The 12,220-nt window shown below is 54.0% G+C and carries 12 protein-coding genes; 11 read left to right on the forward strand and 1 reads right to left on the reverse strand.

The window, feature by feature from the left end:
• Positions 1-27 precede the first annotated feature (27 nt).
• Genes A3L09_RS09140 through glmM form a run of 3 tightly spaced genes read left to right on the forward strand, consistent with a single transcriptional unit; the run spans position 28 to position 3,002 of the window.
• Positions 28-1,146: an ABC transporter ATP-binding protein gene (locus A3L09_RS09140; RefSeq protein WP_088858660.1), complete on the forward strand. Its 1,119-nt coding sequence runs from the start codon at positions 28-30 to the stop codon at positions 1,144-1,146.
• A gap of 32 nt (positions 1,147-1,178) precedes the next feature.
• Entirely contained in the window at positions 1,179-1,580 is a 402-nt protein-coding gene (locus tag A3L09_RS09145; RefSeq protein ID WP_088858661.1) for a UPF0146 family protein, read from the forward strand.
• Positions 1,581-1,610: 30 nt separating this feature from the next.
• Positions 1,611-3,002, forward strand: a complete 1,392-nt coding sequence (gene glmM, locus A3L09_RS09150) for a phosphoglucosamine mutase (protein WP_088858662.1) — start codon at positions 1,611-1,613, stop codon at positions 3,000-3,002.
• On the opposite strand, the gene A3L09_RS09155 is transcribed toward glmM, so the two are convergent.
• Positions 2,971-3,786, reverse strand: a complete 816-nt coding sequence (locus tag A3L09_RS09155) for an MBL fold metallo-hydrolase (protein WP_088858663.1) — start codon at positions 3,784-3,786, stop codon at positions 2,971-2,973. The two genes, glmM and A3L09_RS09155, sit on opposite strands and share 32 nt — an antisense overlap.
• A gap of 108 nt (positions 3,787-3,894) precedes the next feature.
• Here A3L09_RS09155 and A3L09_RS09160 point away from each other — a divergent pair, with 108 nt between their 5' ends.
• From A3L09_RS09160 to A3L09_RS09195, 8 genes are all read left to right on the forward strand, one after another.
• Positions 3,895-5,160, forward strand: a complete 1,266-nt coding sequence (locus tag A3L09_RS09160; protein ID WP_088858664.1) for a M20 family metallo-hydrolase — start codon at positions 3,895-3,897, stop codon at positions 5,158-5,160.
• Positions 5,161-5,281: 121 nt separating this feature from the next.
• Positions 5,282-6,979: a serpin family protein gene (locus A3L09_RS09165; RefSeq protein ID WP_088858665.1), complete on the forward strand. Its 1,698-nt coding sequence runs from the start codon at positions 5,282-5,284 to the stop codon at positions 6,977-6,979.
• 233 nt (positions 6,980-7,212) lie between these two features.
• Positions 7,213-8,433, forward strand: a complete 1,221-nt coding sequence (locus tag A3L09_RS09170; RefSeq protein ID WP_088858666.1) for a serpin family protein — start codon at positions 7,213-7,215, stop codon at positions 8,431-8,433.
• Between the two features lie 29 nt (positions 8,434-8,462).
• Complete coding sequence (locus A3L09_RS09175) at positions 8,463-9,236, forward strand: methyltransferase domain-containing protein (protein WP_088858667.1); 774 nt, start codon at positions 8,463-8,465, stop codon at positions 9,234-9,236.
• 93 nt (positions 9,237-9,329) lie between these two features.
• Positions 9,330-10,193 carry a hypothetical protein gene (locus tag A3L09_RS09180; protein WP_157727227.1) on the forward strand — a complete coding sequence of 288 codons (864 nt, stop codon included), beginning with the start codon at positions 9,330-9,332 and terminating at the stop codon, positions 10,191-10,193.
• Positions 10,190-10,978, forward strand: coding sequence for a hypothetical protein (locus A3L09_RS09185; RefSeq protein ID WP_088858669.1), 789 nt, complete (start codon positions 10,190-10,192; stop codon positions 10,976-10,978). The genes A3L09_RS09180 and A3L09_RS09185 overlap by 4 nt, the downstream gene beginning before the upstream one ends.
• Complete coding sequence (locus A3L09_RS09190) at positions 10,975-11,379, forward strand: hypothetical protein (RefSeq protein ID WP_088858670.1); 405 nt, start codon at positions 10,975-10,977, stop codon at positions 11,377-11,379. The genes A3L09_RS09185 and A3L09_RS09190 overlap by 4 nt, the downstream gene beginning before the upstream one ends.
• A complete protein-coding gene (locus tag A3L09_RS09195) occupies positions 11,351-12,124 on the forward strand; it encodes an ABC transporter ATP-binding protein (protein WP_088858671.1) in 774 nt (257 codons plus the stop codon). Before A3L09_RS09190 ends, A3L09_RS09195 begins: the two co-directional genes overlap by 29 nt.
• Positions 12,125-12,220: the final 96 nt, after the last annotated feature.

The raw sequence follows: 12,220 nt of genomic DNA on the forward strand, positions 1-12,220 counted from the left end.
TTTCCTTTTTATTTGGGAGGTGAGAAAATGGCGGATGTCATACTCAAGAACGTGTGGAAGAAGTTTGGCGACTTCACGGCGGTCAGGGACATGAACCTCCACATAAAGGACGGCGAGTTCATGATCCTCCTCGGGCCGAGCGGCTGTGGAAAGACCACGACGCTTAGAATGATAGCCGGCCTTGAGGAGCCGACTGAGGGCACAATTCAAATCGGGGACAAGCTCGTCGCAGATCCCAAGAACGGCGTCTTCGTTCCCCCGAAGGACAGAGACATCGCTATGGTCTTTCAGAGCTACGCACTCTACCCTCACATGACAGTTTACGACAACATAGCCTTCCCGCTCAAGCTCAGGAAGGTTCCGAAGGACGAGATCGACAGAAGGGTTAGGGAAGTCGCTGAGATGCTCGGCCTCAGCGAGCTCCTCAACAGGAAGCCGAGGGAACTTTCCGGCGGCCAGAGACAGCGTGTTGCCCTCGGCAGGGCTATAGTCAGGAAGCCGCAGGTCTTCCTCATGGACGAGCCGCTTTCAAATCTCGACGCAAAGCTCAGGGTCAAGATGCGCGCCGAGCTTAAGAAGCTCCAGAGACAGCTTGGGGTTACAACCATCTACGTCACCCACGACCAGGTCGAGGCCATGACGATGGGCGACAGGATAGCGGTGATCAACCAGGGTCAGCTCCAGCAGGTCGGAACACCTGACGAGGTCTACGACAACCCGGCCAACACCTTCGTCGGCGGTTTCATAGGCTCGCCGCCAATGAACTTCATGGACGCGACCGTTACCCACGACGGATTCGTCGACTTTGGATCCTTCAGGCTCAAGCTCCTCCCGGACCAGGTGGAGGTTCTCGAGGAAAAGGGCTACCTCGGAAAGGAGGTCATCTTCGGGATAAGGCCAGAGGACGTTTACGACGCGTTCTTTGCCCAAGTGAAGATTCCGGGGGAGAACATGGCCAGAGCGCTTGTGGAGATCATCGAGAACCTCGGTGGGGAGAAGATAGTTCACCTGAGCGTGGAGGACGTGCTCTTCACCGGCAAGTTCCCGGCTGAGTCGAAGGTAGAGGAGGGTCAGGAGGTAGACGTCGTCTTCGACATGAGGAAGGCCCACGTCTTCGACAAGGGGAGCGGAAAGGCCGTCTTCTGAATGTTTTTAAACTCCCTTCCCCACTTTTTCCCATGGCGATTGAAGACTTCGCGGAGTTTATAGCTTCCCGAGTTCCGAAGGGAAAAATCGTTGAGCTTGGAATAGGCTTCCAGTTCAAGGTGGCCCTCAGGTTGAAAGAGCTCGGCTACGACGTTCTGGCAGTGGATTGGAACGAGGAAGCAGTTCACGCCGCCGAAGAGGCCGGGATAAAGGCCGTAAAGGACGACCTCTTCAATCCTAGGGTGGAGCTTTATAGGGGCGCCGTTGCGCTCTACTCCATCCGGCCAACCCCGGAGATAGTTAAGCCAATACTCGAGCTCGGCGGGAAGCTCGGCCTTCCAGTCTTCATCCTCCCCCTTACGGGAGACGTTATGCCGGGGGGAATGAAGCTCCTGAACTTTAAGGGACTGGCAGTATACGCCAAAGGTATTTAAGCGCCCGCCGAATTGGTATCGGTGGTGATCATGAAGCTCTTTGGAACCGCTGGGATCCGCGGGACTCTGTGGAAAAAGGTTACCCCTGACTTGGCCCTCAAGGTCGGAATGGCCGTCGCGACGTATAAGGGCGGAAAAACAGCCGTGGCTAGGGACGGAAGAACCTCGAGCGTGATGCTCCAGAGCGCCCTCGTCTCGGGACTCCTCGCTTCAGGATCCTCTGTTCTAGATCTCGGCCTCATCCCAACTCCCACACTCGCGTGGGCCACGAGCAGGAAGGCCAATGCTGGGGTCATGATAACCGCTTCCCACAACCCCCCCACGGACAACGGAATAAAGGTCTTCAACGGCGACGGAACCGAGTTCTACATTGAACAGGAGCGCGAGCTGGAGGAGATAATCTTCTCCGGGAGCTTCAAAAAAGCCAGGTGGGATGAAATAGGCATGGTCGAGAGTGAAGATGTCAGGGGCGAGTACATCTCAGCCGTGCTCGACTTCGTGAACCACGAGACCGACCTTAAGGTTCTTTACGACGGCGCCAACGGTGCAGGGAGCGTTGTGGCGCCTTACCTCCTCAGGGAGATGGGAGCCAAAGTTTTCAGCGTTAACTCACACGTGGACGGCCACTTCCCGGGAAGGAAGCCCGAGCCTCGCTATGAGAACATAGCCTATCTCGGGAAGCTGGTGAGAAAACTCAATGCTGATTTAGCGATAGCGCAGGACGGGGACGCCGACAGAATAGCGGTCTTTGACGAGAAGGGAAACTACGTGGACGAGGACACGTTAATAGCGCTCTTCGCCAAGCTCTACGTTGAGGAACACGGTGGAGGCGTCGTCGTCACCTCGATAAACACGGGGTCGAGGATAGACGAGGTCGTCGAGAGAGCCGGTGGAAAGGTCTACCGCGTTCCCCTCGGCCAGCCCCACGATGGAATAAAGCGCTATGGGGCCATCTTTGCCGCCGAGCCCTGGAAGCTCGTTCACCCAAAGTTCGGACCCTGGATAGACAGCTTCGTGACGATGGGGCTCCTGATAAAGCTCATCGACGAGGAGGGAAAGCCCCTCTCGGAGATCATCCGGGAGAACATCCCCACCTATTACCTAGTTAAAAAGAACGTGAAGTGCCCGGACGAATTCAAGGGAGAGGTCGTTAAAAAGGCAGGGAGAGCGCTGGAAGAAGCCCTCGGAAGCGAGATTGCGGAGGTGCTGACGATCTCCGGCTACCGCTTCAACTTAAGGGATCGTTCGTGGGTTCTCGTGAGACCGAGCGGTACAGAACCGAAGATAAGGGTCGTTGTGGAGGCCCCGAACGAGAGGAGGCGCGACGAGCTCTTCGAGCTTGCCTTCAGAACGGTCTCAAAAATTGTAGAAGACCTGATAAAAAGAAAGGCTAAACGAACCTGGCAGGCCTCAGAGTCCTGACCGCTATCTCATTTTTATCGATCATCACACGGAAGCCTTCCTTGGCGATGTAGGTCTTGACTCCGGTGACGTTCTCGAGGTACTTGGCCTCCTTGTAGGGGTTGGCGAAGTGCATCTTCATGCCTATGTGGTTCATTATCAGGATCTCCGGCTTCTCCTCCATGCTCTTGAGCATTTCAACCGCGTCGTCGGTGCTCATGTGATAGGGAATGCCCATGTCCCTCGGCCGAGTTATAGCGGCTATGAGAACCCTTGTTCCATCGTGCCACTGCACCAGTTCGTCGAAGTAGGCTGTGTCCGGGATGTAGGAGATATCTCCGAAGGCGGTCTTCATCCTGAAGCCTATCGTTGTCGGATCCGAGTGCCTTGCCGGCGTTATCAGGAGCTCCTCATCTCCTAGGCCTATCTTGTTGCCGGGTTCGGGAGTGTGGACGCTCTCGAGGACGTCAATGTGGTACTTGCTTATGGCCGGTGTGTGATCCTCGTCCCCGTAGACGACGCTCTTCGACGCTATTAAAACTCCCCTCTTCTTGAGAGCGCCCCCCGTCATAGCCTCAACCATGATCTCAAGGTCGTTGCAGTGATCGACGTGCCTGTGGGAGACGAAGATAGCGTCGAGCTTCCTTGGATCGAGCTTGTAGCGCCAGCTCCTGACGAGCGCCCCGGGCCCTGGATCGACGTAGAGGTTCCTGCTGGCCCTGATGTGGAATCCCCCCGTGGAGCGGAACTGAGTTATTGTGATGAACCGCCCACCCCCGCTCCCGAGGAAGGTTATCTCTATCAATTCAACACCTCCTTTCCTTCTGCGGACGGGATAAGTATGAGGTGGGGTATATAAAAGGTTGCCCGCAAAGGGTTTAAGCTTCAACGCCAAGTTTGTTCGGTGGTCCTAATGGTGGAACTTGAGACTGTTGTGAGAGAAGTTGGGAAGCTCAGGGACGAGATGGTGAACACCCTCGTCGAACTCATCAAAATCCCCGCGATAAGCCCGGACTACGGCTACGAGGGGGAGTACGACAAGGCGCAGAAGCTGCTCGAGATAATAAAGGACTGGCCCTTCGACAAGGTCGAGGTCTACGAGGCCCCGGACGAGAGGGCGAAGAACGGCGTGAGGCCGAGCATTCTGGCCTACTACTACGGCCAGGAGGGGGACAAGAGCCCGCGCCTCTGGATTTTAACCCATATCGACGTCGTCCCGCCCGGAGACCTGAGCAAGTGGACGGTAACCGAGCCGTTCAAACCCCTTGTCAAGGACGGGAAGGTCTACGGCAGGGGAAGCGAGGACAATGGACAGAGCCTCGTCGCTTCCCTGTACGCTGTTAAGGCCATGATGAACCTCGGAATCAGGCCGAAGAGGACAGTGATTTTGGCCTTCGTCAGCGATGAGGAGACGGGAAGCCACTACGGCGTTGAGTGGCTGGTGAAGAACCACCCGGAGCTCTTCAGGAAGGACGACCTCGTTCTGGTTCCGGACGGTGGAAACGAGGACGGAACCTTCATCGAGGTCGCCGAGAAGAGCATCCTCTGGTTCAAGCTGAAGGTGAAGGGCAAGCAGGTTCACGCGAGCATGCCGGACAAGGGGCTCAACGCCCACCGCGTTGCCCTTGATTTAGCTTACAACCTGGATAAACTCCTCCACGAGAAGTACGACAAAAGGGACGAGCTCTTCGATCCGCCGGAGAGCACCTTCGAGCCTACGATGGTCAAGAACCCCGCGGATTCTCCGAACATAGCGCCGGGAGAGCACGAGGTTGTGTTCGACTGCAGGATTCTACCCGATTACAGCCTCGATGATGTGTTAAACGACGTGAAAGCTCTAGCCGAGGAGGTCAAAGAGAGGCATAAGAAGGAAATCAACGGTAAGGTCCTGCCGGAAGTAGACATCGAAATTCTCCAGCGCGGTGACGCCGCTCCACCGACCGACCCCAACAGCGAGATAGTGGTTCTCCTGAGGGAGGCGCTGAAGAAGCTGAGGGGCAAAGAGGCGGTAGTTGGAGGAATAGGCGGTGGAACCTTCGCGGCCTTCTTCAGGAGGCTTGGGATTCCAGCCGTCGTGTGGGCTACCCTTGATGAGATGGCACATCAGCCCAACGAGTACGCCAAGATAGACAACATGGTCGAGGACGCGAAGGTCATGGCGGCCCTTGCTCTCCTCTGACTTTCTCTTCTTGCTTTTGTATCCTCCCCATCTAAGCGATGCAACTTCCGACACTTCAACTTATTTTGAAGCTGTGGCAAGCTACTTAAGGAATGGTTGAGATATTTACTTGGTGGCTGTGATGCTGAGGAAGAAGGCAATCCTCGTACTCCTTCTCCTGATCCTTATTTTGAGCAGCGGTTGCGTCTCATCCCCGAGCAATTCTGGGGCATCCTCCACTTCAAGCTCCCCTAACGGGGAAAACTCAAGCTATGCATCTTCCACCACGAACTCTACGGCCTGGGAGAACACGAGCACGACTTCGACACCCATCGCAAATTCTAGTTACGAGAACGTGAATGACTCTTCGGGATCATCTGAAGCCACGATAGCCGTGATAGGGTCCAAACCGAACGAGAAGTCGGAGGATTTGATGTTCTTGGTAGAGGGCTCCACTCGGTCTTTTGGGATGGCCTTAGAGCCTCTCCAGTCGGAGGTACTTGTGTTTCTCTGGCTGTTGGATCCCAATGGTCCCGTCAATCGGAGTGCCACTTTCAGGCTGATAAACGCCAAAACGGGGAAAACGCTCACGGCTAAAAATATCACCTTATTCAAAAATGGAGATTCTAAAGAGGTTTTCGTTAAAATAACGGTTCCCCAACATGGTTACTACACAATTGAAGCAACCGTGGGAAACTTGACTCTGAGTGCAAAAACCTCGATTCCACCGACTTCCATAAACAGTTCAATCAACGCCTTCGCCCTCGACCTCTACCGCGAGCTGGCAAAAAAGGATGGAAACGTCTTCTTCTCACCCTTCAGCGTTGAAACCGCATTGGCCATGCTCTACGAGGGGGCGAGGGGAAGGACTGCCGAAGAGATCGCGAACGTTCTTCACCTACCGGAGGACAGGAAGGAAAGGCTGAACAGTTTTAGCTTCTTGATGCATTCGCTGAACTCAAACGACACACCTTATATCCTCTCCGCAGCCAACGCCCTCTGGGTTCAGGAGGGTTACCCAATCAAAAAAGATTACGTGGAGACAATAGGGACTTATTATCTCGGCGAGCTCCACATCCTCAACTTCATGGGCAACCCCAAAGAGGCGGGGGAGAGGATAAACCGCTGGGCCGAGGAGAAGACCAACGGCAGGATCAAGAACCTCGTGGAGGGACTAAGCCCAAACACCAGACTCGTTTTGACGAACGCGGTTTACTTCAAGGCAAACTGGAGCCACCGTTTTGACCCCGCTAAAACTTACAACGACACCTTCTTCCTCTCCGAGATGAGAGGGATCGTGGTTTCCTTCATGGAGCAGGTTGGCATCTTCAACTATGATGAGGGGGACTCCTTCCAGGCCCTTGAGATGCCGTACGAAGGGGATAGGCTCTCCATGGTGCTCATCCTACCAAAGAAGATTAACGGGCTTGAAGAACTGGAAGCGAACCTGACACCCCAGTTCTTGGAAGGGGTTATTAAAAGCCTCAATCCGGAGAAAGTTGAGGTGACGGTTCCAAAGTTCAGGTTTGGGGCTTCTTACAAGCTCAGGGACGTTCTCATGGAAATGGGAATGAAGAGCGCCTTCACCAACGCCGATTTCTCCGGAATCTCCGATGAGCCTCTGGCTGTTAGCCAGGCAGTTCACAAGAGCTTCATCAGCGTCGCCGAGAACGGAACCGAGGCAGCGGCAGCAACGGCCGTTACGCTAACGTTGGCGGCCCCAGTGGAGAGCGAGAAGCCCAAGGTATTCGACGCTAACCATCCGTTCATCTTCCTCATCTACGATAGGGAAACTGAAACGGTCCTCTTCATGGGAAGGCTCGTGAACCCGAAGGGCTGAACTTTTAAACCTCTCCCCAATTTTCCACATTTACTTGGAGAGATCCCTGCGCCTTTTCAACTCAGCACACGGCAATGGTGATGCTCCGGCGCTTCTTTGATCGCCTCTTTCAATTTACCTCCGCCAGTTTTCTTCATCTTTAAGTTAACACTTCAAACGGGATTGAAGCTGTCGAATGGTATTTATACCAACTGCAATCTATTCCTACCGAGGTCAAAACCTAGGTGGTGCCTATGAGAAAGATGCTCTCCATCGTTCTTCTGGCTTTGATAGTACTAGCAGCGGGCTGCACGGAGAAGGCCACGACCAACGTGCAGCTTAGTGGAAACGGCGAACTCAAGGTAGCCGCAGGGGAGGACACGTTTGCGGTCGAGTTCTACAAGGAGATCGCGAAAGGAGAAGGGAACGTGCTCTTCTCCCCTTACAGCATCCACACAGCCCTAGCCATGACATACGAAGGGGTCAGAGGGAGAACTGCCGGGGAAATGAGGAGCATCCTCCACCTACCGGAGGACAGGAGCGAGAGGCTCTCCGGGTTCAGGAAGCTCATAACCGACCTCAACCCCCAGAACGGCCCCTACTCCCTGGAGACGGCCAACGCCCTATGGATCCAGAAGGACCACCCGCTGAAGAAATCCTATGTTAGCATCATCAAGAAGTACTACCTCGGAACCGCGGAGGAGCTGGACTTCTCGGGTGATCCAGAGAAAGCCGCTGACACCATAAACAGGTGGACGGAGGAACATACCCATGGAAAGATAAAAGATCTCGTCTCGCCCGACTCAGTCAGGAACTCAAGGTTCGTTCTAACGAACGCAGTATACATGTCCGGACGGTGGGTTCACCCCTTCGAGCCGGAGCTCACGGCGAACGAAACGTTCCACACTCCAAGCGGTGACATAACAGTAGAGATGATGCACACCGCGGGGGTTTTCAACTACACCGAGGTTGGAGGGGTTCAGGTTCTCGAGCTCCCCTACAGGGGAGGAAGGGTGAGCATGGTGGTGTTCCTGCCCAGGGGAGTAGACGGCTACCGGAAGCTGGACGGCAACATGAGCGTTGATTACATCCTCGATGCCCTCGGCTCCATGAAGCCGGAGAACGTCAGCGTCTCCATCCCCAAGTTCGAGATGAGTACGGAATACAAGCTTAAGGAGACCCTCAGAAGAATGGGAATGGTTGATGCGTTCACGGAAGGGGCCGACTTCTCGGGAATGAGCGATGAGAGGCTTTTCATATCGGACGTTATCCACAAGGCCTACATCAAAGTGGCCGAGAACGGAACAGAGGCGGCAGCGGCAACTGCGGTTATAGGCTACGCCTCCGCACCCGTCATTACAAGGGAACCGAAGTTCATCGAGTTCAGGGCGGATCATCCGTTCGCCTTCATAATAGTCGATAAGGAGACCAAGGAGATACTCTTCATGGGAAGGCTCGTGAATCCCGGGGAGTGAGCTTTTAAACGCTTTCTCCAATTTTTTCCATGCCCACCTGGAAGGACGGAAAGCTAGGACTGCCGGTTAAAGAGGCCGTCAAACTCTTTCCCGAGCTGGAGAAATACATTGACGAGCGCGGAAGGCTCGACTTCTCGAACAGGGAAGCCAGGATACTATACAACATGGCTATAGCGAAGGCCGTCTTTGGGTTGGATATAGAGTATCACCCAAAAGGCCTCGTCACAACCCCCGTTTCGCGCTACCTATTTCTCAAAACGTTCCTTCGCGGCGGTGAGAGAGTTCTCGAAATAGGAACAGGACACACGGCGATGATGGCCCTGATGGCGGAGAAGCTCTTCAACTGCGACGTTACCGCTACGGAGCTTGATGAAGAGTTCTTCGAGTATGCGAGGAGGAACATAGAGCGAAACGGTGCTAAGGTTAGGCTCATCAAGAGCAACGGCGGGATTATTAAAGATGTCGTGCCCGAGGGGGAGAGGTTTGATGTGATCTTTTCCGCTCCTCCCTACTATGAGACTCCAACGAAGGGTGTTTTAACGGAGAGGGAAGGTGTTGGCGGCGGGAAATACGGCGAGAGGTTTTCGGTAAGGATCATTGAAGAGGCACTCGATTACTTGAATCCAGAAGGTAAAGTTGCCCTTTTTCTTCCCGATAAGGAGCAACTGATAATGGCCGTAGCAGAAAAAGGTAAAGAGCTCGGCTACTCAGCCAGGGACGTTAAGTTCAAAGTCGGAACGAGGTGGAGGCACAGCCTGATTTTAAAAATCAAAAGCCGGTATAACCGGATAATACCGACATGAAGTACGAACACTAAAATGACCAAAAGTCTTTTATATTTTTGAAGCCCCAATTACGACTAGAAAGAGTGTTCGACATCCGCGGGTGAGAGCAGTATGAAAACGAGGCTCTTCTTCGTTTTTATTTTGGTGATTTCAATCACATCGGGAACAGTTATGGGCTCCACAAACTTCGATCACCCTCAAATCGAGGGCAGGGTTACCGTGGTGGCCTTAAATCAGAACGGAAGTGAAGCTTATACCACAGTCCCATTCCTTACGAACTCCTCCGGGGGGAACGTTGTTTACCAGGGCTGGGTTGAGCTTGTAAGCCTTGAGGATCTGGGGAAAAACGTGAGGATAACAGTACGGTTTGAATTTAACGATTCCCCCTCATACCTCAAAAACCTGACGGAGCTGGGCCTCCTCACCGATAGGGCCCTTAACAGGACTTTTACCGTAAGCTTTCTTGTGGACAAGCAGAGCAACACCTTCGAAACGGAAGAGACGAGGGTTTTCTTCCCCTTCCTAATTCTTCAGCGGGACGGTGGAAAGCCCTTCCACAACTTCGAGTTCCTGAGGAGGGAAAAGCAGAACACCGTGAGGGCGGAACTTGCCAACGGCACCATCGCCACGATCTCCAATGCCGTGGAGCTCTACTCCACAAGAGCGTTCAAGTACGTCTTCTGCTCCGCCAGTATAGCCACGAAAAACGTTACGTGCGAGAACCCCATCGACCTCAGGTACGCCGAGGTGATGACAAAGTCCCCCTACGTAGTCGGAGCTGACCTTCTTTTCCCCTCTGATCCCTTCGGCGTCTACCCCGGACCGGTTATGCTGAGCTTTCAGCTGGCCCCTTCCGAGGACGCGCTCAAGGTTTTCGGGGAGAAAGGCGGTGACGATCAGAGGCTCTACCTGATGATACCTGCACTGCTCGGCCTTTTAGTTTTGGGGGCGGTTTTGAGGAGGGGGAGGGAATGAGGTACACGACCCTCGAGATCGGATCCAGCTGGGGGATCATACTCCTGATGATCCTGGCCCCTTCGATAGTGCTCTACGCCTCCTGGCATGCCTTCCTTGGGCTGGACGTGGGGAACCTCGGCGGTGCCGAGTTCATGAAAACCGTCCAGAAGAGCGAGGTAAGCGATACAGTTTCTAACTTTGAGAAGATTCTCGAGCCCTTCCTGACCGAAACCCTGAAGGCCCAGGTCAAGGCATTTGGAAACGGAATCAAAACGATCCTCCTGGGATCGTTCCTCACCCTCTCCACCCTGACATCGATAACGTTCTGCAGGGTGATTGCAGAGGGCTCGATAATAAACGAAATCGGGCTCCTCAGGAACAAAAGGAGGGTGTTTTTTGAAAGAACGCTCCCGCTGTTCCTCTACGCTGGCCTGGTGTCCTCACTCCTGAGCCTTGGAGTCTGGATTCTCCTGCCCTTTGCGGGGGTTGAGGCGACTCCAAAACTTTTGGCGTCTCTCTTCCTCTCGACGCTCATGGCTTCCCTCTGGGGCATATTCCTCACAGCCTTCATAGGAGCCACCCTGAAGGACAACCTCTACCCACTCCTCTCCTCCTTCCTAGTGGCCGGGATCTTCCTCTTCGCCAGTAACTACGGAGAGATCCTCTTCCCGTTCATCAGGACCTTCGAACTGGTTCTTTCGGGGGGTTACGGTATGAATCTCACCACCATGGTCGGCCTTTCGATGTTCGCGGTCTCCCCGCTGGCGGCCCTTAAAGCCTTCGAGCGGGGGGAGTACTATTGAGGCTCTCCACGGTGTTTGCCCTCTCGGCCATTGCGTTCATACTCACAACGTCGTTCATTCTTTTAGCCATCTCTCAGAGCGGATCGGAGGTTCGATTTACCTCCTTTGGAAACCCAAAGGAAGGGAGGTATTCCGTTTTCATGAAGGAGCTGATACTGCCCTTCGCAGGAGCCTACGATGTCCATGGTTCCAACACGACGATTCTGGCCTTCGAAGGAAGCTTCAACGGGACTTTCAAAACAAGGGGCAGGGGGATAGGAATCGTCTCCGTGCTGAAGGCCGGAAAAGAGGAGGTTGTGCGGATCGTCCCCCGGGTTGAGGTCTCTCCGCTTGGTTTTGCAGTGCTGGTGCTCGTCGGAGCGGGGTGGATGTATGCTGTTAGAGTGCTCAAACTTGAGTAAATCCTACGGCAACGTGAAGGCCCTCGACAAGGTCAGTTTTACACTGGAGGAGGGGATCTCCTTCATACTGGGACCGAACGGAAGCGGGAAGACGACGTTCATCAAGATAGTCAGCAACATCATCAAACCGGATTCCGGTGAGATAAGGATACTCGGGAGGGACTACCTCGACCTGTCACCAGGGGAGGTAGGCTTTGCCTTCGAGAAAACCGTTTTCCCGGGCTTTGTGAGGGTTGAGGACTACCTCCACACGGTTGGGGAGGTAAGGGGAACCGACAACTCCGATGAGATCATCTCGCTCTTCCAGCTCGAGAAGGTAAGAAAGAAGCGGTTTTCAGAGCTGTCCCAGGGATACAAGAGAAGGTTTCTCGTGGCGAGTGCCTTCGTCGGACTTCCGAAGGTAGTTTTCCTGGACGAGCCCTTCAGCAACGTGGACATAACTGCCAGGAAGATAATGATGAAGGTATTTGTGGAACTTAGCCATAGGATTAACGTGATCGTTGTATCCCACGTCTTCACAAATGTTGAAAGGATGGACAGCCTCGTCCTCCTGAGAAACGGGAAGGTAATCGGAAACCTGCGGGGGAAAGATCTTAAGAGGATGAACGGGTTCAGAGCGAGCTTTGATGACGGGAGAGTTGTTGTCAACGACGTGGAGGCAATCAACGAGAAGATACTGAGTGGAAGAAGGCTCGTTTCAATAGAGCCCCTTTCCATCGAGTCCTGGCTGATGGAGAGGTTTTAAGCGTTGTTTTACCATATCCCCAGCTCGGGGAGGAGAAGTCCGCCATCGGGCCATTTGGATGACCGAATACAAAAGAATCCTGGCCATCTAAATGAC

The sequence above is a fragment of the Thermococcus profundus genome, from assembly GCF_002214585.1.
GTDB classification, from domain to species: Archaea; Methanobacteriota_B; Thermococci; order Thermococcales; family Thermococcaceae; genus Thermococcus; species Thermococcus profundus.